This window comes from Acinetobacter bohemicus ANC 3994 (assembly GCF_000367925.1).
In the GTDB taxonomy this organism is placed as follows: domain Bacteria; phylum Pseudomonadota; class Gammaproteobacteria; order Pseudomonadales; family Moraxellaceae; genus Acinetobacter; species Acinetobacter bohemicus.
The window spans coordinates 740,078-764,833 of the sequence record NZ_KB849164.1 but is presented as its reverse complement, the minus strand read 5'-3'; the positions used below and the strand labels follow the sequence as shown (position 1 = coordinate 764,833).

At 38.1% G+C, this 24,756-nt stretch carries 23 protein-coding genes; 9 read left to right on the top strand and 14 right to left on the bottom strand.

What is annotated here, in order from left to right:
* The first annotated feature begins 147 nt into the window (after window positions 1-147).
* The 3 genes from ahpF (at window position 148) to F994_RS03535 (ending at window position 3,081) form a co-directional block, all read left to right on the top strand.
* Window positions 148-1,713 (top strand): alkyl hydroperoxide reductase subunit F, encoded by a 1,566-nt coding sequence (gene ahpF / locus F994_RS03545; protein ID WP_004648712.1) that lies wholly within the window; start codon window positions 148-150, stop codon window positions 1,711-1,713.
* Between the two features lie 202 nt (window positions 1,714-1,915).
* Entirely contained in the window at window positions 1,916-2,260 is a 345-nt protein-coding gene (locus F994_RS03540; protein ID WP_004648711.1) for a hypothetical protein, read from the top strand.
* Window positions 2,261-2,382: 122 nt separating this feature from the next.
* Entirely contained in the window at window positions 2,383-3,081 is a 699-nt protein-coding gene (locus F994_RS03535) for a VIT1/CCC1 transporter family protein (RefSeq protein WP_004648709.1), read from the top strand.
* A gap of 748 nt (window positions 3,082-3,829) precedes the next feature.
* On the opposite strand, the gene F994_RS03530 is transcribed toward F994_RS03535, so the two are convergent.
* Entirely contained in the window at window positions 3,830-4,342 is a 513-nt protein-coding gene (locus F994_RS03530; RefSeq protein WP_004648708.1) for a cytochrome b, read from the bottom strand.
* 451 nt (window positions 4,343-4,793) lie between these two features.
* Between F994_RS03530 and F994_RS03525 the strand changes: the two genes are divergently transcribed.
* Window positions 4,794-5,663: an IS982 family transposase gene (locus tag F994_RS03525; RefSeq protein WP_034696510.1), complete on the top strand. Its 870-nt coding sequence runs from the start codon at window positions 4,794-4,796 to the stop codon at window positions 5,661-5,663.
* A 146-nt stretch (window positions 5,664-5,809) separates the two neighbouring features.
* Here the strand turns inward: F994_RS03525 and F994_RS03520 are convergent, their stop codons facing one another.
* From F994_RS03520 to F994_RS03500, 5 genes are all read right to left on the bottom strand, one after another.
* Window positions 5,810-6,619 carry an SDR family oxidoreductase gene (locus F994_RS03520; protein WP_004648705.1) on the bottom strand — a complete coding sequence of 270 codons (810 nt, stop codon included), beginning with the start codon at window positions 6,617-6,619 and terminating at the stop codon, window positions 5,810-5,812.
* Between the two features lie 50 nt (window positions 6,620-6,669).
* Window positions 6,670-7,548: a TauD/TfdA family dioxygenase gene (locus tag F994_RS03515; RefSeq protein WP_004648704.1), complete on the bottom strand. Its 879-nt coding sequence runs from the start codon at window positions 7,546-7,548 to the stop codon at window positions 6,670-6,672.
* Window positions 7,549-7,633: 85 nt separating this feature from the next.
* Window positions 7,634-9,163: an AMP-binding protein gene (locus F994_RS03510; RefSeq protein ID WP_004648703.1), complete on the bottom strand. Its 1,530-nt coding sequence runs from the start codon at window positions 9,161-9,163 to the stop codon at window positions 7,634-7,636.
* Between the two features lie 50 nt (window positions 9,164-9,213).
* On the bottom strand, window positions 9,214-9,951 hold the full coding sequence (locus F994_RS17085) for a thermostable hemolysin (RefSeq protein WP_004648702.1): 738 nt from the start codon (window positions 9,949-9,951) through the stop codon (window positions 9,214-9,216).
* Between the two features lie 827 nt (window positions 9,952-10,778).
* Window positions 10,779-11,300 carry a putative periplasmic lipoprotein gene (locus tag F994_RS03500; RefSeq protein WP_004648701.1) on the bottom strand — a complete coding sequence of 174 codons (522 nt, stop codon included), beginning with the start codon at window positions 11,298-11,300 and terminating at the stop codon, window positions 10,779-10,781.
* Window positions 11,301-11,545: 245 nt separating this feature from the next.
* Here F994_RS03500 and F994_RS03495 point away from each other — a divergent pair, with 245 nt between their 5' ends.
* Complete coding sequence (locus F994_RS03495; RefSeq protein ID WP_004648700.1) at window positions 11,546-12,589, top strand: NAD(P)H-dependent flavin oxidoreductase; 1,044 nt, start codon at window positions 11,546-11,548, stop codon at window positions 12,587-12,589.
* A gap of 56 nt (window positions 12,590-12,645) precedes the next feature.
* On the opposite strand, the gene dusB is transcribed toward F994_RS03495, so the two are convergent.
* The gene (gene dusB, locus F994_RS03490) at window positions 12,646-13,671 is read right to left on the bottom strand and encodes a tRNA dihydrouridine synthase DusB (RefSeq protein ID WP_004648699.1); all 1,026 of its coding nucleotides are present in this window, start codon (window positions 13,669-13,671) and stop codon (window positions 12,646-12,648) included.
* Between the two features lie 82 nt (window positions 13,672-13,753).
* Between dusB and F994_RS03485 the strand changes: the two genes are divergently transcribed.
* The 3 genes from F994_RS03485 to F994_RS03475 all read left to right on the top strand — a co-directional run bounded on the left by F994_RS03485 (window position 13,754) and on the right by F994_RS03475 (window position 15,954).
* Window positions 13,754-14,962, top strand: coding sequence for a DUF1615 family protein (locus tag F994_RS03485; protein ID WP_004648697.1), 1,209 nt, complete (start codon window positions 13,754-13,756; stop codon window positions 14,960-14,962).
* Window positions 14,929-15,579 carry an HAD-IB family hydrolase gene (locus tag F994_RS03480; RefSeq protein WP_004648696.1) on the top strand — a complete coding sequence of 217 codons (651 nt, stop codon included), beginning with the start codon at window positions 14,929-14,931 and terminating at the stop codon, window positions 15,577-15,579. The genes F994_RS03485 and F994_RS03480 overlap by 34 nt, the downstream gene beginning before the upstream one ends.
* A 171-nt stretch (window positions 15,580-15,750) precedes the next feature.
* Window positions 15,751-15,954: a hypothetical protein gene (locus tag F994_RS03475; protein ID WP_004648694.1), complete on the top strand. Its 204-nt coding sequence runs from the start codon at window positions 15,751-15,753 to the stop codon at window positions 15,952-15,954.
* Window positions 15,955-15,998: 44 nt separating this feature from the next.
* Here F994_RS03475 and F994_RS03470 read toward each other — a convergent pair whose 3' ends face one another.
* A complete protein-coding gene (locus tag F994_RS03470; protein WP_004648693.1) occupies window positions 15,999-17,093 on the bottom strand; it encodes a fatty acid desaturase family protein in 1,095 nt (364 codons plus the stop codon).
* A gap of 14 nt (window positions 17,094-17,107) precedes the next feature.
* Window positions 17,108-18,175: a ferredoxin reductase gene (locus F994_RS03465; protein ID WP_004648692.1), complete on the bottom strand. Its 1,068-nt coding sequence runs from the start codon at window positions 18,173-18,175 to the stop codon at window positions 17,108-17,110.
* A gap of 140 nt (window positions 18,176-18,315) precedes the next feature.
* Between F994_RS03465 and fabR the strand changes: the two genes are divergently transcribed.
* On the top strand, window positions 18,316-19,011 hold the full coding sequence (gene fabR / locus F994_RS03460; protein WP_004648690.1) for an HTH-type transcriptional repressor FabR: 696 nt from the start codon (window positions 18,316-18,318) through the stop codon (window positions 19,009-19,011).
* 65 nt (window positions 19,012-19,076) lie between these two features.
* Here fabR and F994_RS03455 read toward each other — a convergent pair whose 3' ends face one another.
* The 5 genes from F994_RS03455 to F994_RS03435 form a co-directional block, all read right to left on the bottom strand.
* The gene (locus F994_RS03455; protein WP_034696646.1) at window positions 19,077-19,883 is read right to left on the bottom strand and encodes an alpha/beta fold hydrolase; all 807 of its coding nucleotides are present in this window, start codon (window positions 19,881-19,883) and stop codon (window positions 19,077-19,079) included.
* 159 nt (window positions 19,884-20,042) lie between these two features.
* A complete protein-coding gene (locus tag F994_RS03450) occupies window positions 20,043-20,309 on the bottom strand; it encodes a PAAR domain-containing protein (protein ID WP_004648688.1) in 267 nt (88 codons plus the stop codon).
* Window positions 20,310-20,446: 137 nt separating this feature from the next.
* Window positions 20,447-23,284 (bottom strand): RNA polymerase-associated protein RapA, encoded by a 2,838-nt coding sequence (gene rapA / locus F994_RS03445; protein ID WP_034696508.1) that lies wholly within the window; start codon window positions 23,282-23,284, stop codon window positions 20,447-20,449.
* A gap of 143 nt (window positions 23,285-23,427) precedes the next feature.
* Window positions 23,428-24,072 (bottom strand): RluA family pseudouridine synthase, encoded by a 645-nt coding sequence (locus tag F994_RS03440; protein WP_034696506.1) that lies wholly within the window; start codon window positions 24,070-24,072, stop codon window positions 23,428-23,430.
* A 249-nt stretch (window positions 24,073-24,321) separates the two neighbouring features.
* Complete coding sequence (locus tag F994_RS03435) at window positions 24,322-24,741, bottom strand: GlcG/HbpS family heme-binding protein (protein WP_004648685.1); 420 nt, start codon at window positions 24,739-24,741, stop codon at window positions 24,322-24,324.
* Window positions 24,742-24,756 lie beyond the last annotated feature (15 nt).

Genomic DNA, 24,756 nt, shown 5'->3' with positions numbered 1-24,756 from the left:
CAAGTTAAAACATCACTTACATTGATGAAGAACAAAACAATCTATTTATTCGATTGTTTTTATTAAAATGAATCATTTTACCTATTTAATAATTTATCTTATGATGAGTTCATTCAATAGACATTTACTCCTTTGGAGACCTTTGCCATGTTAGATCAAAATACTTCAGCACAATTAAAAACCCTACTGGAACGCTTAGAAAGTCCCATTGAAATTGTGGCATCGCTCAATGATTCCGACAAATCAGACAAAATTAAAGAATTGGTCACTGAAATTGCCGCCTTATCCGATCAAGTGACTGCTCGTTTTGATGGCACCAATAGCCGTCGTCCAAGCTTTGGCATTGCCAAAGTCGGTGAGCAACCCCGGGTGAACTTTGCGGGCTTGCCGATGGGGCATGAGTTCACCTCACTGATCTTGGCCTTGTTACAGGTGTCGGGTTATGCCCCTAAAGTGTCTGATGAAGTTTTGGCACAAATCAAAGGCTTAAACTTAACGGCTGATTTTGATGTGTTTGTATCATTAAGCTGTCATAACTGTCCTGACGTGGTGCAAGCCTTAAACCTGATTGCCATTAACAACCCCAATGCCACTGCAACCATGATTGATGGGGCGTTCTTCCAAGACGAAGTTGAACAGCGCAAAATCATGGCTGTACCAATGTTGTTCCAAAATGGTGAGCATATTGGTCAAGGTCGTATGACTTTGGAAGAAATTGTGGCAAAACTCGATACCCACTCATCCAGCAAAGATGCGCAAAAACTCAATGCCAAAGGGGTGTTTGATGTACTGGTGATTGGTGGTGGCCCTGCGGGAAATACCGCAGCGATTTATGCGGCACGTAAAGGCATTCAAACCGGTATTGTAGCGGAACGCTTTGGCGGTCAGGTCATGGATACCATGGACATTGAAAACTACACTTCAGTGCAAAAAACCCAAGGTCCGAAGTTTGCTGCTGAAATGGAAGCCCATGTCCGCGCTTATGATGTCGATATCATGAACCTACAAAAAGTGGCTGCCATTAAAGGTGCCAATGAAACAGTGAATGGTCTCGTTGAAGTGACATTGGAAAATGGCGCTAAACTGGAATCTAAAACCATCATTTTATCGACTGGTGCACGCTGGAGAGAAATGAATGTACCGGGTGAGCAGGAATACAAAACCCGTGGCGTGGCTTACTGTCCACACTGTGATGGTCCATTGTTTAAAGGCAAACGGGTAGCAGTGATTGGTGGCGGGAACTCGGGTGTGGAAGCAGCAATTGACCTTGCAGGGATTGTTGAGCATGTGACCTTGGTTGAATTTGATACCAAACTACGTGCTGACCAAGTTTTACAAGACAAACTGAATAGCTTGCCCAATACCACCGTAATTATGAATGCACTCTCGACTGAAGTGGTCGGTGATGGTTCACAAGTCACAGCACTCAAATACAAAGACCGTGCTACAGATGTAGAACATACAATTGAATTGGCAGGGATCTTTGTACAAATTGGTTTATTGCCAAATACGGATTTCTTAAAAGCATCCAATGTGGAGCTTTCAAACCGTGGTGAGATTGTAATTAATGACCGTAATGAAACCAATGTGAAAGGTGTATTTGCAGCAGGTGACTGTACCACAGTGCCATACAAGCAAATTATCATTGCCACAGGTGAAGGTGCGAAAGCGTCGCTGTCGGCTTTTGATTACATCATCCGTTCAGGGCAGTAATCTGAGTAAATTAAATCATTTATATTGAATGATAATACATAGGCTTATATCTATTTTTAGATATAAGCCTTTTTTTTCAATCGTTTTTTTTATCAAAGGTTACATTTAATTAACAAATTTTTGATCTTTATTTGAGCTATTTTCGATTATATTCGCACATATCCCATTCATGTGGATAAAACAATTAAAAGGAAATATGACAATGAATAAACTACTTGTTGCTTTAGGTCTTGCTGCTACTGTTGCACTTGTTGGCTGTAATAAAGAAAAAGCGCCTGAAACAGGTGCTACAACTGGTCAACACATAGAAAATGCTGCAACTCAAGCAGGTCAGGACATTAAAAATGCTGCTGACGAAGCAGCGGCAAAAACTGAAGCTGCAACAGATAAAGCCGTAGCTCACATTGATGCCGCAGCAGACGAAGCGGCTAAAAAAACTGAAGCAGCGGCAGATGATGTAAAAACAGCAGCAAAAGATGCAACTGCTGCGACCGCTGGTGCTGTTGAAAAAGGTGCCGCAGATGTTAAAGAAAAAACTCAACAATAATTTTATTTTGTAAATAAAAAAGCTCCTTATTTGGAGCTTTTTTATTTCTTAGATCAACCTTGCTTTTTACCTCCCATTCCTTATATGGTTAAAGTGCTAAACTTTTCTAAGAGCATGTTTATATGCCATATTCTCATCATGAAAAACATTATATTCAAAGAACTGGCTGGCTTCGTGCCGCAGTGCTCGGGGCGAATGATGGAATTATTTCAGTCACCAGTTTAATTATAGGGATGGCAGCAAGCGGAGCATCAACTCAAATGCTACTAATCACTTGTGTGGCGGGTCTCATTTCCGGTGCAAGTTCCATGGCAGCGGGTGAATATATTTCCGTAAAATCACAAGTAGATATTGAAGAAGCCGATCTACATATGGAAGCTAAAGAATTAGATAAAAATCCAACCCATGAACTCAAAGAGTTAACCCATATTTATATTATGCGCGGTTTAGATCCTGAATTAGCACATGAGGTTGCCGTGCAACTCACTGCGCATGATGCCCTTGGTGCACATGCACGTGATGAAATAGGTATTCATGAAAATACAACTGCCAACCCATTACAAGCTGCGGGTTCATCTGCCCTTGCTTTTTCACTGGGCGCACTTTTCCCAATGTTCTCTATTTTAATTAGCCCAGATCAATATGTTGCAACAGTCGTCATGATTGTCGGGATTTTATCTTTAGCTGGACTAGGGGCTTTATCGAGCTACTTTGCAGGTACATCTATGCTCAAAGGCAGTTTACGTGTAGCGATTTGGGGAATTATTGCCATGGGCTTCTCTGCATGGATTGGTTCACTGTTTAACATCCATCCGATGTAAACGAATTGATTTGTACTGATATCAAAAATCAATAACGCCCACTGACAAATATAGTCAAATTGATAAAAATACGATTTTAAGTTGGATAAAGTGGATTGAAATTAAATACCCCCACTCAAGCCTTTCTGAATAGATGATCGAACTTTGCGAGAGGCAATAAAAAAACCCCGACATCCTGTCGGGGTTTTTCGTATTTGATGCCTTAGGTATAACTCCTGTCGTACCTCACATTCCTTATGCTGATTCTATTATTGTTATTGTCGGAACATCCTGTTCTCTATATGTTCATAATAAGAAATAAGCTTGAGATGGTATAGTCGCAAAATCCCTAAATTGTTGTGCGCTATGGCGTACAAAACTGAGTAAAAACTATCCCTATTTTATCCGAAAAAATTGAAAACACTTTAGGCAATAGATAGGTTAATAAATCACAAAAACTTTTTTTTAGTTAAAATTCAACCATTTTAAAAACAAAGGGATTTCAAATCGCTGTGTTGCAGGATTAATTTCTAGGACTGCTTCCATGACTATTGATGGATATATTTCCTTTAAATTACAATAAAATATTGAAAAAAATGATCTAAAAATAGAAGCACGCGAGTTAAAATAACATCCTGAAAAATAAACGACAAGAACTGAAAATGATGGGTATAGAAGAACGCTATAAAAACATTTAGCATACTTTATATCGATAAAGCATGCTGTTCTTAACTAAAAAATAATCTGTTTTTCCAATTATAGATCCGAATCATTTATTTCTGTTCAAGAGCATGCTTTTCAATACATGATCTTTGAAAATAAAATGGTGTATTAATGCCGCACTGGCATGTAATCCTACAATTGTAATAAAAGCATTACCTAAAAATTCATGCAATTCACCAATATATTGAATATCTCTAACACTGCTTAAAAGGGGCAAGTTTAAAAATAGTACTTTGAAGTTATCAGTCAAACTTGATAGCGCAAACCAACCAGCGATTGGGACAATAGATAAACTTAAATACAGCGTAAATCTAACAATTTTAAATAGTTTTTCTTGATACTGATTCAGTATCTTATTTTGAGGAATACTTTTTTTATAGATAAAAATAAAACCCAATCTAATCAAAAATAGAATAAATATTGATATGCCACCTATGACATGAATCTGCCCTAGCAAGCCTGTGGTTGTTGGATTCCCACCAGTTAAATATACAGTTGCCACCAAAACAAATGTAAGCCAATGGATTATTATTATGGGTTTGGGATAGCGGTTTTTCATGATTTTTCCCTAAGTTCTAGATACTTATATAAAATACAATCAAACTTAATTAGACGTTAAAATAAAAATAAATAGCGATTTATTTTTTGACTATATTTTTTATTTTATAGAATCACCACTTATTTTATAGACACCTTTTAGTGCGACAAAATAACCCCTCAATAATGTATTCAAATAACCTGACGAATGTCATCACCAAAAAAAACCTCATACCGAATATTAAGAAAAGAATGCTAATTGGAGATGGATATTTATTAATACGAAGCATTCAGTAGCTCCCAATATAACAAGCTAAAGCAGAATACTAATCATTAGACTGCCTTAGCTTGTATCTTTATTGAGCTAAAATATAATATTTTAACCCGAATCGCGGATAAGAAATTGACTTGCAAAATAAGAGGACTAGAGCCATCAGTTGAGTTACCACACCAAACCTAAAGCTCTAGTCCTGATGTTCAATACTACCGAATTATTTTGCGTAATTGATGATTTCTTTCTTAAATTTGAAGCAACTTATTGGAAATTTCTCAAACAAATCCGCCACTTTTTAAGAATCAGAACTGCACAGCTGACCATCTCAGAAATTAGCTTTATCGCCATTTGGTATAAGTGTTCTCACTTCAGTAATTTCAAAGCCTTCTTCACATGGTTAAAGGAAGATAAAAGTCATTTATTTAAAAGCTTACCCTGTTACCAACGAATGATTCATCTGATCAATATACATCAATTGGCACTACAAGCTTTACATGTAGCTTTGATGAAAGGTCAATACAAACAATATTTATGGATTGACTCAACGACTCTACCCGTCTGTAAAAATCAACGCATCCAACGCCATAAATCGTTAGTGAGAATTGCATCTCGCGGCAAAAGCTCGATGGGTTGGTTTTATGGCTGTAAATTACATATTGCGATGAATCAATTTGGTGAAATCGCTTGTTCTGCTTTATCCAATGGGCATATTGCTGACATCAAAATGGTTGAACATTTGGTTGAAGGCTTAGAAGCAAAGCTTTATGCGGATCGTGGCTATATCAGCCAAGATTTAAAAAGCAGGTTAAAGGATCAAGGTATTGATTTAATTACGTATCATCGAAAGAACATGCGGACTGTTCAACTCTGTGCACAAGATGAATATCACTTAAAACAACGTAATAAGATAGAAACGTTATTCAGCTTATTGAAAGGACAATACAATTTAGTGACGAGTAAAGCACGTAGTATTCGTGGATTTCTAAGTGGGATTTACGCATCGTTATGTGCATATCAATTAACCCATCGAAATAAGCCAACAATTCAAATTATGGAATCAGTGGCTTAAACAGGATTCGGGTTATTTTAATATATTCCGCACTTGCTTGATCTTTAGTAATACAAGCTAAAATAGCTTCTAAATCTACTCGACCTAAAAGATGAGCTGTGCCTACAATCGAGTCAGTACAGATATTTTTAAATTCAGTTATATTATTATTTCTCATTACACAATTTTGCATAATGCTGAATTGTATATATATTTTTCTCAATAGAACCAGAAACTATATGTGGTAAAAGTTGATTTATTTTTACAAATATCTTCTCGGGGTAACCAACCTGATAAGATTGCTGATCGCTCTGTAGAAAATGATATAACTCATCTGCAACAAGTTCAGGACTATCCATTTTCACCCCCAATTGCTGATTCATCTGAATCACCGCAGGGCTATTCATTGCCGTATTGGTGGCACGGGGAGAAAAATATCTAAACTTGACCGCTGTTTTACAATATTCCCGTGCAAGAGCTTCTGTTGCTCCTCTTAATGCAAATTTACTTGCGCAGTAACTTACATAACCCGGGTAGCCAATACTTCCGAAAGTAGAGCCGATATTAATAATTTGACTGGGATTCACTGCCGACATTAATGGGATGACGTTCTGAATGAGTTCTAATGGGTAAACCACATTAATCATCATCATTTTTTCAATCATTCCATCTTGCTGATCTGAAAATAAAGCAAAATCATTTATTCCAGCATTATTAATATAATAATTAATCGGCATATTCAGCACAGTAAGTGCTTGTATGAAGTGCTGACGACTTTCCGGTTTAGATAGATCGCAACATAAATAGTTTAACTTGATGCTAGGATAATCCTTTGCAAGATTAGCCTGCATCTCTTTGAGCATGTCTTCATTCCTGCCCGCTAAAACAAGGTTAATACTTTTTTTAGCTAGAGTATTTGCAATGGCTTGGCCAATGCCCCCTGTTGCCCCAATAATTACAGCCGTTAAATTAGACATCGTTTTTCTCACTGAATATAAAAATATTTATGCAGTATGCACATGCCAAGTTAAAAATTATGATTCATTCCCAAACCCATGCTGATATAGAGTTTTCTATTTTCCAATGGAACTAGAATTTCACGCCTGCCATGCATAAAGCGCTTATTGTCAATAATGGCCAGATCACCGTCCTGCCAATGAATTTCAGCAGTATATTTTTCACAGAGGTCGGCCAGTTCTAAAATTAAATCTGGGCTGATTTCCACACCATCCGAAAAAGAGTAACGCGGTTTTTGATAATTATAAGACGGCCCTAATAATGTATTTGCAAATGCAGGAATGCCCTTTAAATTATCATGCCGAATCATATTCATCTTTAAGTGGTATTCAATGCCGTCATTTTCTGCACGGCTGATACTTTGGCCGGGAATCATATCTGTAAAGCGCTGTAAATCATCCCAAGTTACCTCTTCAGGCGTATTGATATTCAAAGCAGCTGCAACATATTTTTGCCAAATATTTTTGGGCAAATGCCGGCTGATGGTCATTGGCGCTGAAAATTTTTCCTTTAATTTATCCGGCAAATTTAACCAAACCAAATGGCCATCACATACCGTAGTTTGGGAACCCTGTGAAGCACTTAATGCACTGAAAAAGGCAATAATATCCGGCGGCAAAGGCGTGGTTCCATTTTCAATATGCAGCCCTACAGCTTGAGTTCCTGCATCTACTTTTTGCGATTGCTGGGTAATATTTTCACGTGCTGGATCGTAAGTTAACTTTTGGCATAATGATGTCATTAACTGGCTAAAACTGCGGACATCATAGTTTTCATTCCGCAACAGAACCCAGCCATTTTCAATTAAAGCCGTTTTAATCTCTTTGCTTGCTGACTTTAAAAGAAGCTCATTTTCACCCGCATTCATTACCGCTTGTTTCATATTCATATGTCCATCTCACTGTTGCTGCTTATTGCCTAGCTTTCGCTTGAAGCAGAAATAATTTTGATTTTCCTGAAATTTATTCAACACCTTAATCCAGCAATAAATCAGCCTTAAACTGCTGCTGAATGGCATTTCTGCGTAACTTTCCATTATCTGTCAGCATCTCATTTTTTAAAGAAAACGGCTCTTCAGCGCGGCACCAATGCTGAATGCGAGCATAATCCGGCATGCGCGAATTGGCTTTTTGTATTGCTTGATCAAGCATCTGGTTTGATACCGAATCTTTTGCATATATCACTGCGGATAAATATGGCTGTGCCTCACCAAAAATAGCAATCTGATGAATTTCAGGTTCACTCGCACTATTGGATTCCACCCATTCAGGTGAAATATTTCGGCCAAAGCTACTGACAATAATTTGCTTAATACGACCAGTAATAAATAAGTAACCCTCCGCATCGAAAAAACCCGCATCACCAGTATGGATATACTGGCTTGCAAGACGTTCATTCAGATAGCCCTGCATAGCATTACCCTTCACCAGCACTTCCCCACTGGGATCTATTTTGACTTCCACATGCGGTAATGGCCGACCGACGCTGCCGATTTTAAGTGCGTTGGGTAAATTCAGGCTGACCACAGAAGCGCATTCCGACAGACCATAACCTTCATAAACTGGAAGCCCAAGCTTTTCACACTGCATCAGCAAATCAGGGGAAACTTTCCCGCCGCCGACGGCAATAAATTTCAAACTACTAAGCCCTTTAGGGTTATGCGCTGCAATGTATTCCACAATGGCTTTTAGCATTTGCGGCAGTAAAATAACGCTTTCAATTTGATATTCATTTACTGCATTGACAAAATTTTGAACTTTAAATTCATGATTTGAGATTAAGCCAAATTGACTGACCTCTCCGACGATCAGTGACCTGCCCATGCTCAGTGCCACGTATATTCCCGCTATATTTTCAAGCAGCGTAGCAAAAGGAATAAGGCATAAATGGCGTCCCAACTGAAGCGATGTCAACGCATTACTCAGCGAGTCTGTAATTGAATCAAGCGTATCCTCTCCTAGACATACGCCCTTAGGCGTTCCAGTACTGCCCGAGGTATAAGTTATTTTCGATGGCTTTACAGAAGCTAAACTTACACGGCTATGTTGAATTTGATCTTTTGTATTAACTAAATGAATAAATTGACCTCTTACAGCAGTTGCAGCCGAAATATGCTTTATGACCTTGCTTGCTTTCAGTTCTTCCAACCATTTAAGCGTGACAGGCTTTTGATTAACATCACTTAATACAATAGGCATGAAAACTGTATCGGCTTGGCTATCACTCAACAGATGTTTGATTTGCTCTTCACTGAAAAACAGCGGAATAGGAACAACCGTGATATTGGCCTTTTTTGCAGCCAAATCCACCACAATCCATTCAATGCTGTTGCCGCCGTAAATCGCAATATTTTGGCTTTTCAGCTGTATCAGTTCAGCTGCCAATCGGTCAACTTGTGCCTGCAAATCAGCATAGCTAATGGTTTGATGTTCAGTCACCACTGCTTCCCGCTCTGGGCTATGCTTTGCATAATAAGCAATTGAATCAAATAATGTTTTCATCATCTTCAGAAATCCAAGTTTGAAACTGGTCTTTTCGCCAGTTTCATTAATATTTAGAAATTGGAATTGTATATTTCTTCAGTTACAGCCAGCGCATCGGCCACATTTATCGCCAGCACGAACGGCTTTTGCTGATAGTAATTTCCCCATTGCTTCTGGGCAGCCCCTAGTGCATTTGGGTTGGCTTTATCGATGACATGAAAATGCAGCCCCATCTGTTGTAGAACATAGCGAACAGCAACTGTGCCGGTACACACAGCCCATTCAATTTTTTGCCGGCTTAAATGGAACACCAAAAAGGCCACCATCAATTTTGCATTTTCCATACTGAGAGAAGCCAAATTGCCAATTTCAACCAGTTTGTCCCTTGAAACTTTGCGCTGAATAATTTTCTCTAGGCTCAGCTGCACAGGTGTTTCTAAATATTGTTCAAGAAAAGCGTCTTTTCCATTTAAGTTTTCCAGCCCAATCGCCACTTGCATGCTGTTTTCGGTATAACCTACAAACAATGTTGAAAAAAACTCAGAGAGTGAAGCATTATGGATTTCTTTATATTTATCACTGATAAAATTTTCAACGCTCACTCGTTCTAATGTTTGATTGCGGTCTAAAATCGTAACATCCAAACCAATAAGAGACTTTTTACACCAAACTTTAAGTAATTCTTCCACACAGTTTTTATTTAAAGTACTTTTATTAAATCGTTCTTTTTTATATTTGAAGTGATCTAAATTAAAGTCTGAATAGTTAATCTTATTAGATGAAGCATGTTTAAAGATGAATGTAGTCATTATCATCTCACAAAAAAATATAATAAGAAAAAATAGAACTACAACCTTAAAATTTCCTTAACAATAAAATAAAATACAAACAATATTATTAAAAAAATATTGTTTTTCAAAGACTAAAACCAAATTAATCAAAAAATAAATAATAATTTTAATTTGTTATTAATATCCACCATTAAATAAAAAATAATGATAATGACTATCACTTTCCATACCATAATTTTCATACTTAAATATATAATCAAGCCATCTAATTCTTTATAGCAACATAAAAAAACATTTGAAATAATAAATCAATAGAATCTACCAACCCTTCTTTAGGCTTGCATTTAACCCATGCCCACATATTTTCTATGGAGTTTAAATCAGAACTATAAGGCGATAACCAATAGAAAATTGACTACAAGCAAAACGCTGAGCACGCTCATAATGTATGAGTAAAGCCCCTTAAATAGGTAATGCCAGTCAGTTAAGAAATTGACTGGCTTTTTTATTTTAAATTCATAATGTTATTCGATACGCGGAAACGTCATCCGCAACTGTTTGAGGCAAGACTACTTTGAAAAAGTACAGTTTCTGCGATTTATTAATCAATAAAAGGGATTTGACGAGTTTTGCGGTGAGGCGCACTGCGCCGCAAGATGCCTTTCTTGCGAAGCTTTGCTTCTCATTTGGGCTTATCCAAAGTAATAGATGAGCTCCAAGTATTTGATTTAAAGATATAAGACTCCGTTGTGAAGAACTAAAAAGTTAAGGGGTTTATTACAAAACTCCTTAACTGATCAGCATTACCCTAAATAGGGGCTTTTTTGAATTTTGCTTTTTTAAATCTAAGTTAAAGCTTCTTTTAAATTACAGCCAAAGCCCATAATTTCTTGTGCCTGACGGTACGATGTATACCGATTTAAAATAAAATCATAAAATTGATCTGCATTTGCAAAACTTTTTGCTAAATCTTCATGCTGTGCATGAGGTAATTGAAGCTGCGCCATCAAACTCAGATTTTGATGCCCCAAATGATACATTTCAGCAAAATAACCATTCATCATTTCGCAATAGGCTGTTTTAACTGGTTTTAAAGACGTTCGACTGACTGCATGTAAATTTAGAGTCTTAAGCTGACGACTATCAAATACCGACTGGTCTGAGAAAGCAATACTATTTGTTTTTTTAAAGGCTTGATAATCCTTTGATAATTTTTGATTTAATAAGTCAAAGCGCTGTTGCAAGCTGGCAACATCCTGAACTTGATACTTTTGAGGATCAATCTGTGCTTCACTTTGTTCAGAAGATGAACAGGCTGAAAGCACTAAAGTTGATATTAAAGTCGCTAAAATTAACGGCTTCAGCATAAATCGTCCAATAATCACCGAATACAGCACAATATTATGCCTGAAATATCCAGCCAAATTGATTTTTCATTTTATCAAACTGATTGATTGAACTTTTATATGATCCAGTATGAAAGGTTATTTTCAAATTTCTTTATTCAAGAAAATCAAAAAAATAATCATTTTATTTCGTAAAAAAATAACGAATATTATTTGCTTAATTTTGAGTGCTTGGGCAAAGTAATCTGTACTCGTAGGAGCTAAATATGACTTTATTAGAACAACTCGATATTAAACATCCTATTTTCCTTGCCCCAATGGCAGGTGTTTCTACCCCTCAATTGGCAGCAGAAGTCTCTAATCAAGGTGGTTTAGGTTCACTCGGCTTGGGTGCAAGTTCTGTTGAAGCCGCACGCCAACAGATTTTAGAGACTCAAGCGCTGACTCACCAACCCTTCCAAGTCAATTTCTTTTGCCACCAAAGTTCAGCTCTAGACCATGACGTTGCAAAGCAGTGGATTCAATATTTAATTCCTCAATTTGAGAAATATAATGCAGTTCCTCCAACTGAATTAGAATGTATCTATCCTAGTTTTTTAGATCATGATGATTATTTAAATTTAGTTTTAGAAACAAAACCTAAAGCGGTCAGTTTCCACTTTGGCATTCCACATCCACATCAAATTCAAGCATTAAAAAAAGCTGGAATTATGACCATGGTTTCAGCGACCAATCTAGCTGAAGCACTTGAAATTGAAGCCGCAGGTATTGATATCATTATTGCTCAAGGCATTGAAGCTGGCGGGCATCGGGGCATTTTTAATGAAACATTTGACAGCGCGGTAAAAACCTCTGACTTAGTTCAGTTGCTAAAACAACATTGTCAGTTACCTATCATTGCTGCTGGTGGTCTTATGAATGGACATCAAGCCCAGCGGCTCATACAGTTAGGTGCCGAAGCTGTTCAACTGGGGACTGCTTTTGTACAATGTAAAAGTTCAAATGCCAATGCTGCTTATCGAAAAGCGTTATTCAATACCCCCATTACTCAAATTACTGAAAGTATCTCAGGTCGTCCTGCACGGGGCTTAATTAATCATTGGCATACCCAAATCGACCGACCTGAACGACCTGATGTCGCTACCTACCCTTATTCTTATGATTTAGGCAAACAACTCAATGCCGCTGCATCAGCCCAAGGAGACTTTGGTTTTGCTGCATTCTGGGCGGGAACAAATGTCGCTCAAATTCGTGAAATGGAAGCTGCTGATTTAGTCAATCAATTGGTACTAGAAATGAGCCAAACCTAATATGCTCTAGATGATAAAAAACCTCTCCATTGAGAGGTTTTTTTACTCGCTACTGTTTATTTTGTTTCAAGTAAATTGATCTGTTCGACCTGAACATCACTCATGATTTCACCTTGTGCTAAAAGATCATCGAAATAAGCTTCAACCACTTTGTACTGATCGGCAGTACTTTCTACTTTATACATATTTTGACGGAATTCATTGCTAGAACGTAAACCTTTGGTATACCAAGCAATATGTTTACGTGAAATACGACAACCCGAGTATTCACCATAGAACTCATAGAGTTCCGATAAGTGCCCTAAAAGCACATCCTTAACTTCTTGAATATTCGGGGCAGCTAAATATTGGCCTGTTGCTAAATAGTGAGAAATCTCACGAAAAATCCAAGGGCGACCTTGTGCAGCACGGCCTATCATAATGGCATCAGCACCCGTGTAGTCGAGCACATATTTTGCTTTTTCAGGACTGTCGATATCACCATTGGCAATCACAGGAATACTTAACATTTGTTTGACTTCTTTGATCAAACGATAACGTGCCGTATTTAAATACATGTCCTCACGCGTACGACCATGTAATGCCAATGCAGCTATACCCGCTTGTTCTGCACGTTTTGCAACACGCATAATATTTTCATGACCATTTAAATAACCCAGTCGCGTTTTTAAAGTCACAGGAACATCAACCGCCGCAACGACCGTATCTAAAATACGGGCAACTAAATCTTCATCTTTTAACAAAGCTGAACCCGCTAATTTATTACATACTTTTTTAGCAGGACAGCCCATGTTGATATCAACAATTTGTGCACCATTCGCCACTTGAAAACGTGCTGCTTCAGCAAGATCAAGTGGATCTGAACCTGCAATCTGTGCCGATATCGGGGCAAGCTCGCCATCAAAATTAGCACGATATAAGCTTTTTTTACTCATGCGTAAAGTCTGGTCAGATGTCATCATTTCACTGACTGCATGCCCAGCACCAAAATATTTACACAACGTCCGAAATGGACGATCCGTAACACCTGCCATCGGCGCAACAATTAAATTATTTGACAGTTGATATGGACCAATATACATATAAATTCATCACTTTTTCGACCGACATAGTATACTGCATCTACTGTATTGGCTCATCCTTTTGGAACATGTTTTCATCCTTATGAAAAAAACTCTTTTTATTTCATCTCATCTTAAATCCTTGAGTATCCTTGCATTGTCGCTAAGTTTAGTGGCATGTGGCGATGGTTCTTGGTGGTCAAAAAATAATGAACCGACTTTAGAAGAAGATCAAATTAAACGCCTCATCCCACCACGTGTGAATAACCGTAATTCGTGGGCTAAAGATATTTTTAGTATCACCGATCAGCTTGATATTCCTCAAACTAAAAAAAATATTTGCAGTATTGTCGCTGTGGTAGATCAAGAATCTAACTTTGTCGCTGACCCACAAGTTCCGGGTTTAGGTGAAAAAGCAGTGAAAGAAGTCCAAGACCGTTTAGAAGAAAAATTTAAAGATAAATTAGGCGATGGTTTGGGCGGAACAGTGGCCGGTTATTTTCAAGAAGTTTTAAAAAATCAGCCGAGTCCTGAAGATAACTATTTAAGTCAAATGCGTCGGGTCAAAACTGAACGTGAACTCGATGAGCTATATCGTGAAATTTTTGCTTATATGTCCAAGCATTACCATGTCAGTGCATTAACCGGTGCAGCAAAATTAGTGGGGCAAGACATTGGTGAAAAGTTAAATCCAATTACCACATTGGGTTCAATGCAAGTTCATATTGGCTATGCCAAAGAGCACAAACGCCAAGGTGGCAATATTGCCGAATTACGCACGGACTTATACAGCCAATATGGTGGTTTGTATTATGGTATTCATCGTTTAATGATGTACCCGGCGGATTATGATAAAGCGATTTATCGTTTTGCAGACTATAATTCAGGTATGTATTCAAGCCGTAATGCAGCATTCCAAAGTATGCTCAATGATCTTACAGTTGCTGAGTTAGACTTAGATGGAGACCTGTTACTTTACAACAAAGATGGTTCAATCCGCTCTGTCAGCAGCCAATCTGAACGTGAATTGATCAGTGTTTTCGCAGCCAATAACATCTTGGTCACACCACGTCAAATCCGTACGGACTTAAAGAAAGAAAAATCTAAAAGTTTTGAAGATACAGCAACATACCGTGCAGTAGCCAAGCTCTACAAAGAGAAAACAGGTAAAGAACCTATCTATGCTATCATGCCTGAGGTCGTTATTTCTGGTCCTAAACTTAGCCGTGACTATAATACCAACTGGTTTGCAACACGCGTAAATGGAAGATACCAATCATGTATGCAACGAGCAAAAAGAATAAAAATTTAGCGCTCTTCGATTTTGATGGAACCCTGTGTACAAAAGATAGTTTCACGGGGTTTATATTCTATGCTCTCTCTAAACGGCATATCGTCAAACAAGGGATTAAAATCCTACCGTGGATCCAAGCCTACTATTTAAATGCCTACCCTGCACATGCGATGCGTTCTAAATTATTTAACGCAATGTTTACGCATGCAGATGTGCTAGAGTTACAACAAGTTGCTTTAGAATATGCAACCAGCTTAATGACTCAACTGAATCCTGCGTTACTGAAACAACTGAAGCAACATCAAGCTTTAGGTCATGATGTTGTACTGGTTTCAGCATCGGTAGATATATATCTTGAACCGGTCTGTCGCTTATTAAATATTGATTTAATTTGTACGCAGACTGAAAAAATCAATAATTTATATACGGGACAATACACAACGCCAGATTGTAGTTCAGAACAGAAAAGACAACGTATTTTAGAAAATTATTCTTTAGGCGATTATGCAGTGATTTATGCTTATGGCAACAGTCGTGAAGATAAAGAAATGCTGGCTCTTGCACATCATGCCTATATGATCGGTGTCAATAAAACACTGCCGCCATTACCAAACAGTATTCAAATTGCCATTTAAGCGCAAAACATTCCGTAGATTCCTTTTTCGATCTAAACAATAAATAGAACTATCAAAATTGAACAAAAATTTAAATTAAACTAATGTTTTCTTGAAAAAAAATACTGTGATAGTATCTACATAAATAATAAATATAGCGCATAACAAACAATAAATAAGGGTAAATGTATAATGAATTTATTTAATCCCCCCAAACAGGTCAAAGGTATATATATTCGTTTTGGCGAAAATCCATTTGTGTTGCTGTCCTTATTTTTCCATCAGGCTAAAAACCAAAATTGGAGTCAGCAAGAAATCACACATGTATTGGATAAAGCAAAAAAAGGCAATTATGCACATTTAGTTAAAACACTTAAAGCGCATATTCACCATTAAAAAAACCACTTCATTTAAAGTGGTTTCTTGGTGCAATGTTTCATTTATTTTTTAAATGGAAATGCATATTTTGCTATACGCTTAATCACACTACCATACTGTTTCAATAGACTGGCATTATTGTAATTCAAGCCATACTTTTCACATACAGCCTGTACCTTCGGTGCCATTTTACGATAGCGACGTGCTGGAATATCAGGGTATAAATGATGTTCGATTTGATGACTTAAATGCCCTGTCAAAATATGGAAGGCTTCTGAACCGGTTAAGTTCGATGAACCACGAATCTGACGCATATACCAATGACCGCGACTTTCATTTTCCAGTACTGTTTTTGGAAACACTTCAACGTCTTTAGTGAAGTGACCACAGAAAATAATACTAAATGTCCAAATATTACGAATACCATTTGCAACGAAGTTACCCGCTAATACAGGCAAAGCCGCTGGACCTGCAATTAAGGGGAAAAACACATAATCTTTAAACAGTTGCTTGGTGATTTTAGTCTGTAAAGGTTTCCACTCTTCTTTCAGTTCCTGTTTCGTCTTACGACCAAACCACACTTTGCCAATTTCAAGGTTTTGAATTGCAACTCCCCACTGGAATAGCAAACAAAATGGAATGGCATAAATAGGTTGTAAAAGAAAGCCGGGTTTCCAACGCTGTTCAGGGAAAAGACGTAATAATCCATAACCAATGTCGTCATCCATACCTTTAATGTTGGTATAAGTATGATGTTTATAGTTATGGGTTTGACGCCAATTATCCGCTGTACCCACAATATCCCACTCATAAGTTGAACCATGGAATTTTGGATCATTCATCCAGTCATATTGACCATGCATAACATTATGACCCAACTCCATGTTTTCCATAATTTTAGAAAAACCAAGTAAAGCCGTACCTAAAAGCCATGCTGGCGGAAACCAACCTGCAAATAAACAGGCACGACCCGCGATTGATGAATAACGCACAGTTGAATAAACACGGCGAATATATTGAGCGTCTTTCTCGCCAATATCATCTAAGACTTCTTGTTTAATTGCATCCAGCTCACGTGCTAAAGCATCTAATTGAGATTGAGTAAGCTCGCCATTTTTAGGATTTTTAAAATATTGCATTTTAATCGGCATATTCATAATATTGGACTCACTTATAAATCAATAACAAGGTCAGACTGAGCTGAGTTGACACATATTTTCAATACATTACCGGGTTCTGCATTTTGACTGCCATTCACCATATTTTTGGTTGAACCTTCAACTTTATTGCAGACACATTTATTACAGATACCCATACGGCAACCATGGGTGGGTTTGATATTTTGCTGTTCTAAACTGGTTAAAATGGACTGACCTTTTGGAATAGCAATGACTTTTTTAGATTTCAGCAAAGTTACATTTACAAAGCCAATATCAGAACTCTCTATCGGTGTCATACTAAAAGCTTCACTTTTAAAACTTTGAGCATGTGCAAATAACTGTTCAGCCTGCGCTACAAATCCAGATGGACCACAAGCATAGACCACGTTATTTTCGATATTTGAAATTAATGCGGTATGCGCTACATTTAAACGCTCACCAGCATCCTCTTCTTGGGTATAAAAAACTTGAAATGTAAAATTAGGATATTGTTCAGCGAGCTTCTCAAAATGTGCTTTAAAAGCAACATCGGCATATTCTCTCACCCAATACAATAATTTTATCGGTGCTTGAGCCATCCGATTGGTCTTGGATAATGCTTTGAGTAAACTAAACATTGGCGTAATACCACTACCCGCAGCCAGCAATACCATTGCTTGAGCTTGTACAGGTAACAGCATATCGCCATAAGGCCGCCCGAATTCAAGGATATCACCGACTTTAGACTGCTCAGCTAACCAAGAACTAACTTTACCCTGATCAACTTTTTTAACGGTTAATAGCACATGTTGTGCATCCAGTTGAGTCAAACTGTAGCTACGTTCATAGCGAGTACCATTAACACTCACAAAGATCGGATGATGCTGTCCAGCTTGCCCTACATCGAAATGACGATTGAACTGAATGGTTAAACTCACCATGTTTTGAGCAGAATTTTCTTTTTGAACAATTTTGCCCAATGCCTGATTGAGAGACCAAAGGGAGTTAAATTTTTGCAACCAAAAATTAGCTGCATGCTGATCAATAACAATTTCAGCAAGTGAACCTAGGGGAGATTTGGTTTTTTCTAAAACATGCATAGTCAGATACCACGCGATTGAATTTATATTATTATACACATGTATATATATTTGTATATACACTTGTATTGTTTCTATTCATTTCCCATGTGACCAAGCAACAGCTATAATGTCTGAGTGTCTCTAATCTCTTGAAAAATATGAACCAGTCTTCAATTAAAAAAAATGTTACTGCCACAATTGATGCACAAAATTTTGCGCATGAGCCGATTGTTGTCCGCACCGTCGGTCGAAAAGCAACGATTACTAAAGAAGAACTGTTTCAAGCTGCACTCAATTTAATTGGCCCGCAAAAAAGTATTTCATCCTTAAGTCTGCGTGAAGTTGCCCGAGAAGCGGGCATTGCTCCGAATAGTTTTTATCGACATTTCAAAGATATAGATGAGCTTGCAATTGAATTAATTGATCGTTCAGGCAATGTATTACGCCAAATTTTACTTGAAGCACGTTTAAAAGCCTCGAAACAAAACAGTATCATTCGTAGTTCTGTTGAGGTTTTTATTGAACAATTGGATGCAGATGAAGGTAATTTAAGTTTATTACTTCGTGAAGCCTATACTGGTTCTACCTCATACAAATTAGCCGTTGAACGCCAGTTAAATTATTTTCAGCAAGAACTGAAAGATGATCTAATTTTGTTAGAACGCTTAAATAACAGCAAACTGTGCTACCCTGATTTGGTAGCAAAAGCCATTACGCAATTGGTATTTAATATGGGTGCTAAACTCATCGACATCCCAATCAATGAACGTAAAGAAATAGCAGAACAAACCATGATCATGATTCGCATGATTTTAGAAGGTGCACGTCATTTGGATGAAGCCAAAATAAACTAATAACTTTATACTGAGGCGTTATCACTTATTGAGTATCCCCTCTACTCCTTTAGAATCATTTTTCATTACTTTTTTTGTTGAGCAATAATGTGTTTAACCAATTCGGCTGTCTTTTCAGGCTGTTCTAATGGAAACATATGTCCACCTTGCAGCAAACTATAATTAATCTGATAAGTCTTTTGTATGCCTTGTGGAAAACCTTGTTTATAAAATGGACTCTTGTTTGCACTAATTAAATGGACAGGTACAACAGGTGCTTTTCTTGGTGTACGCCACCACCACGCAGGTACAGTTCGAAAAATTTCAGCTTCAACGAGCTTCGGTACAGCCAAAGTTAAACCACCGCGCTCAGCATCTTCTTGCAGGCCATGGTTTAGAAAATCTTGAAAACAGGTTTCATCAAAATGTCGGAATAATTGATTATGCCGCATTGAGGTATATGCATGCGCATGATCTTTCCAATGATCTGTGCGTTTCAAGGTAATTCCCGCTGGTGTAAATTGATCAATGGCTTTGAGTTTTAATTTTTGTGCAATCTCAAACATGGCAGATTTAGAACCAATCACAAAAGGTGGATCCATAATCACCAATTGTGAAAATAAGTCAGGACGCTTATAAGCGCTCATGAGTGTTAATAATGAACCAAAAGAATGCCCAAGACCAACCACTTTTCTGCCCTGAAATTGTTGTTCAACATCATCAATAATTTGATCGACTAAATAACGCCAATCATGGGTAATCGGGTACTGTGGATTCATCCCAATCATTGGAATGGACTTTAAATCAAATTCATCCTGAAAATAAGTAAAGAACTTTTGATAACTTTGTGCAGGAATTCCATTGGCATGAGTAAAATGAATTTCTGTTTTCATAAATAATTCATCAGCCATTTGACTGTGCTCTTCTTTTGATAAAGTGATTAACCGTATTGCTAGCTTACGTAAAAATATACGCAGATTAAATCGATAAATCACCAATAGGCTGACTTCAAAGTCAACTTTGCTCTCAATACAGCATACTTAATAGAACGATTATTTTTGTGAAACCACTAAAGTCTGATTTGCTAGAAAAGTTGCTCCACAGGTGGTTTTATCTCCAGCCAGCACAACGCCTCGCCCTTTTACCAGTGTTGACTGATCTGCTGCAATAGATGACACCACAACTTGGCATTTGGGACAAAAATGCTTCATTCCATGCAAATGTACTGCAATACCATTGATAATAAATGTGTTTTCACATTCAGATACGATGCCGCCATGTGTCGTTGAAGACCCCATGATCACTAAAGATTTAGCCATAATTGTTCTTATATGTTTTTAAAATTTATACCCTATTTTAACATGAGCTGAATTCTAAACGCCAGATAGGCCTATATTTGGTACAAAATATAAGACAATAAAAAAGCACCCGAAGGTGCTTTTCTTTCATTTAAAACTTAAGGTTTTACCACCACAAGTACTTGAATCGCTTCAGGTGTGACAGATAAACCATCGAGCAAGCCAATACCTTCTTTTTGCAATTTCTGTAAACGTGCAATTTCATCTTCACGAATACTTGGATTAAATTGCTTAAGATAAGTTAAACGGTCAATTTCATATTGCCATTTATTACCATACACTTCTTTAGCTTGTTGTTTAAAGCTTGGCAATGCCGCTTTCGCAATATCCAAAGCTTGTACATAACGTTGTTCAATCACATCACGGCGCGCTTTCACTACCTGACGGCAGCTATTACTGTCCAAATGATGTAAATAAGGTTTCAAAATATCGGGAGCAATCTTATTCGATAAATCCTGACCTTTTTCACTCAAGAGAACACGAATCAGTTGTTGCGGTAGGCTTGATGGTAAGTTCAAGGCTTTCGGCGCAACCACATCAACTTTAAACCACACTTCCAATAACACCGAACCTTGCGGTAATGCCGCAGATTTCAACACAGCAACATTGGTACTACCAAAGCCTTGTGTATTAATCATTTCCATTACACTTTCTGTGAATGGATGTTCCAGCGTTAAATACTGCGCATCTTCACGGGCTTGTGCTTGGTCACGATAGAAAGTGGCTGTCATGCCTTCTTCATCAAGCGTTAAACCTTGAACCTGCATTTGATCAGTTGGTTTAATGATCACCGTACCGTTACTTTGTTCATCAAAGTCAATATTGGTCGATGCCATAAAGCGCTTCATAAACATTGGCAACGTGGTGTTGTCATCATAATCTTCGAGCGCTTTCACAATTTCTTGCGCCACAATCGGACGACAAGAGTTGTATTCTAACAAACGGTCTCGACCTTCCTGCAATTCAGCTTCCAAAGCTTCGCGCTGCACACAGACTTCTTCAAGTAAATCTTCAAACTGTTGACCCAAATCAGCCAATAAACAATCTTTTAATTTAATAATGAAGTTTTCTTGCAACGTTTGAGCCGTAGGTGAAATATTACTAAAAATATTTAAACCTTCGTTGTACCAACGGAACATACGCTCTTGCGCTGTACCTACTAAATATGGCACATGAATTTGAATACGGTTTTCTTGACCAATACGGTCTAAACGGCCAATACGTTGTTCTAAAACGTCTGGGTTCGCCGGTAAATCAAATAAAATCAGGTCAGAAGCAAACTGGAAGTTACGTCCTTCAGAACCAATTTCCGAACAGAGTAAAATTTGTGCACCGTAAGAATCTTCCGCAAAATATGCAGCTGCTTGGTCACGCTCAAGTAAGCTCATACCTTCATGGAACATAGCCGTACGAATACCGGCATGTAAACGCAGTACATTTTCCAAAGCTTCAACCACAGGTCCAGTACGTGCAATCAGCAATACTTTTTTGTGTTTCAGCCCTGTGCGGAGCATTTCCATCAACCACATAACACGTGGATCGTGTTCCATCCAAGCACCATCAAGCTGTGCTTCTTCAGGCCACATTTGTTCACGTAATTTACCATCTTTAGACCAGTGTGCTGGTGCAGGTAATGCAGCTGGTTGACAGTCACGACCTGGGAAACCTTGAATCGCTTCACGGGTATTACGGAATAAAATACGACCTGTACCATGACGGTCTAATAATTCGTGAATGGCACGGAAACGTTGTTCTGGCTCATCCTGAATGCTATGCCCAAGCAAGCCTTCAATCGCAGATAAATGGCCTTGTTCTAAAAGCATATCTGACATCAACACTTCTGCAATTTTTGCAGTGTGGTGATATTGCACTTCTTCATCTAAGAAACGATCAAGTGAACTAAAACGCTGTGGATCAAGTAAACGTAAACGCGCGAAATGGCTTTCTACACCCAATTGTTCAGGTGTCGCTGTCAGCAGTAAAACACCCGGTGTTTTCTCAGCCAGTTCTTCAACAAGGTCATAACGGTCATTACCACCTTCTTCTTCACTCCACATCAAATGATGTGCTTCATCGACCACAAGCAAGTCGAAACCAGCTTCTAGTGCTTGTTCACGTAAATCATCATGATCGACCATCAAGTCCACACTGGCAATGATACATTGCTCAGTCAAGAATGGATTTAAATCTGGATCATGTTCTTTAATCGATGCTGTACGGGTTAAATCAAATAAAGAGAACTGTAGATTAAAACGACGGCGCATTTCAATCATCCACTGATATTGCAGTGAATCTGGCACTAAAATCAGGATACGTTCTGAACGACCTGTTTTAAGTTGCTGATGAATAATCAAGCCTGCTTCAATGGTTTTACCCAAACCTACTTCGTCGGCAAGTAAAACACGAGGTGCAAAACGCTGCCCGACTTCATGAGCAATATACAACTGATGTGGAATTAGACCGACACGCGCACCGACCATGCCACGTAATGGGCTGGCTTTCATATTGGCTTGCATAAGCAAAGCTTCAATACGAAGGTCATACCATTCTTTATAATCAATTTGACTGGCAAGCAAACGATCAAGTGGCTTAGACAGCTGAATATGCGCACCAATACGTGTTTCGTTTAATGATTTACGCTCTTCAGTCCCATCTTCTAAAGTACGCACCACGTTATAACGAACCACACCATGACGATCTTCAAAAGATTCAACCAGCCACTTGGTGCCTTCTTGATCTTGTAATTCATCTTTAATGTTAAAAACAATACGCGATAAAGGTGCATTATTACGTGCGTACACACGTGTTTCATCACTTTTCGGGAATAAAATGCTAACCGATCGTTCATCTACATCAATAAGAACCCCTAAACCAAGCTCTGTTTCTGTATCTGATAACCAACGCTGACCAATAGCAAACTGATGCAATTTTTCCACCTTTATCTAAAAATGAGGACACTAATTTTAAACTCAAAACCTGATTAGTATTTGAGCAAGAAAATAGGTCTTTAAGCAATATATTTTGACATAAAGCCCACTAAAAAGTGAGCAAATTCGATGACGATTAAAAAGTTTTTATCTTAAAAAGGAACAGGATAATAAAACTCCACAAGTTCCTCTGTTTGAGGATGGTAAAAACCCAAGTGTTCAGCATGTAAGCATAGACGTGGAATCAACTGTTGCTGTTCCCGTGTCGCATATAAAGTGTCCCCCACAATCGGATGACCCAGATACTGCATATGTACGCGAAGCTGATGTGAACGACCTGTAATCGGGGTAAGTTTGACACGCGTGACCGCCTGCCCTTGAATTTCAAAATGTTCAATGACTTGCCAATGCGTTAATGCAGGCTTGTTATGATGAATATCGGCAATATGTAATGGCGGATGTTCAGGGTCGTAAACCACAGGCACGTCAACAGTACCTTCACCGACCAAATGTCCAGCCACAACGGCTTGATATGTTTTTGCTGTTTGACGTTCTTGGAACTGACGGGAAATGGTTTTTTGTCCCCATTTGGTCAAACCAAAAACCAAGATACCCGAAGTATCACGATCTAAACGGTGAATCAATAAGGTTTTAGGTTCTATTTTTAATAATCTATTGATCACGCAATCTTGTAAATCTTCAGTTTTGCCGGGAACGGTGAGTACACCCGCAGGTTTATGGATCACCATAAAATCTTCATCACGATGTATCAGGTGTTCGGTTAGAAAATTACTCAATGTTCAATTCCAAGCTGATCGCGAAAACAAGCCAGCAATAATAGAAAGCTTGCCACAGAATTACAATGCTCAATACTAGAATTGACGACGGTTTTTCCGATTTTGACTCAAAATTATTTCAATTGGTTGAAAAATAGAATTGGGGGTCTAAATACCCTAGTCAAAATCTGCCCCCGCATAAGAAGAAGTGCCAAGAAATCTTTACAGTTAATCTCTACACCCTGATTGTGTCGATTCTCAATATATCCCTTATTCAGGCATATTTGCCAAAAAAGCCTGAATTGCATGTTGCGCAATTTCTGCATCCTGAAAGGATTTAACTCCTGACACACCAACAGCACCGACCAATTGCCCTGCATATAAAATCGGCTCTCCACCCTCCAACATGCCAGAAAAACTATCCATCGTTAGAAAACCCATCTGACCATTTTTAATAAGATCTTCAAATAATTTTGATGGACGACGGCTAATGGCTGAGCATTTGGCTTTTTCTAAACATAAGTTTGCTGTCATGGGTGAAGCACCATCCATACGCTTCATTGCCAATAAAGTACCTGTTTCATCCACAATCGCAATGCTGACATTAAATGCATGTTGTATTGCATATTGATGGGCGTAATTTAATAGCAACTCAGCATCTTCTAGCATTAAATAATGTTTGGTTTTCACGTTTACTCCTAATAA

Bases quoted from the DNA above. Each gene is read 5' to 3' on its own strand.
- ahpF (WP_004648712.1), top strand. From the start codon at position 148: ATGTTAGATCAAAATACTTCAGCACAATTAAAAACCCTACTGGAACGC.
- F994_RS03540 (WP_004648711.1), top strand. From the start codon at position 1,916: ATGAATAAACTACTTGTTGCTTTAGGTCTTGCTGCTACTGTTGCACTT.
- F994_RS03535 (WP_004648709.1), top strand. From the start codon at position 2,383: ATGCCATATTCTCATCATGAAAAACATTATATTCAAAGAACTGGCTGG.
- F994_RS03530 (WP_004648708.1), bottom strand. From the start codon at position 4,342: ATGAAAAACCGCTATCCCAAACCCATAATAATAATCCATTGGCTTACA.
- F994_RS03525 (WP_034696510.1), top strand. From the start codon at position 4,794: ATGTTCAATACTACCGAATTATTTTGCGTAATTGATGATTTCTTTCTT.
- F994_RS03520 (WP_004648705.1), bottom strand. From the start codon at position 6,619: ATGTCTAATTTAACGGCTGTAATTATTGGGGCAACAGGGGGCATTGGC.
- F994_RS03515 (WP_004648704.1), bottom strand. From the start codon at position 7,548: ATGAATATGAAACAAGCGGTAATGAATGCGGGTGAAAATGAGCTTCTT.
- F994_RS03510 (WP_004648703.1), bottom strand. From the start codon at position 9,163: ATGATGAAAACATTATTTGATTCAATTGCTTATTATGCAAAGCATAGC.
- F994_RS17085 (WP_004648702.1), bottom strand. From the start codon at position 9,951: ATGACTACATTCATCTTTAAACATGCTTCATCTAATAAGATTAACTAT.
- F994_RS03500 (WP_004648701.1), bottom strand. From the start codon at position 11,300: ATGCTGAAGCCGTTAATTTTAGCGACTTTAATATCAACTTTAGTGCTT.
- F994_RS03495 (WP_004648700.1), top strand. From the start codon at position 11,546: ATGACTTTATTAGAACAACTCGATATTAAACATCCTATTTTCCTTGCC.
- dusB (WP_004648699.1), bottom strand. From the start codon at position 13,671: ATGTATATTGGTCCATATCAACTGTCAAATAATTTAATTGTTGCGCCG.
- F994_RS03485 (WP_004648697.1), top strand. From the start codon at position 13,754: ATGAAAAAAACTCTTTTTATTTCATCTCATCTTAAATCCTTGAGTATC.
- F994_RS03480 (WP_004648696.1), top strand. From the start codon at position 14,929: ATGTATGCAACGAGCAAAAAGAATAAAAATTTAGCGCTCTTCGATTTT.
- F994_RS03475 (WP_004648694.1), top strand. From the start codon at position 15,751: ATGAATTTATTTAATCCCCCCAAACAGGTCAAAGGTATATATATTCGT.
- F994_RS03470 (WP_004648693.1), bottom strand. From the start codon at position 17,093: ATGAATATGCCGATTAAAATGCAATATTTTAAAAATCCTAAAAATGGC.
- F994_RS03465 (WP_004648692.1), bottom strand. From the start codon at position 18,175: ATGCATGTTTTAGAAAAAACCAAATCTCCCCTAGGTTCACTTGCTGAA.
- fabR (WP_004648690.1), top strand. From the start codon at position 18,316: ATGAACCAGTCTTCAATTAAAAAAAATGTTACTGCCACAATTGATGCA.
- F994_RS03455 (WP_034696646.1), bottom strand. From the start codon at position 19,883: ATGAAAACAGAAATTCATTTTACTCATGCCAATGGAATTCCTGCACAA.
- F994_RS03450 (WP_004648688.1), bottom strand. From the start codon at position 20,309: ATGGCTAAATCTTTAGTGATCATGGGGTCTTCAACGACACATGGCGGC.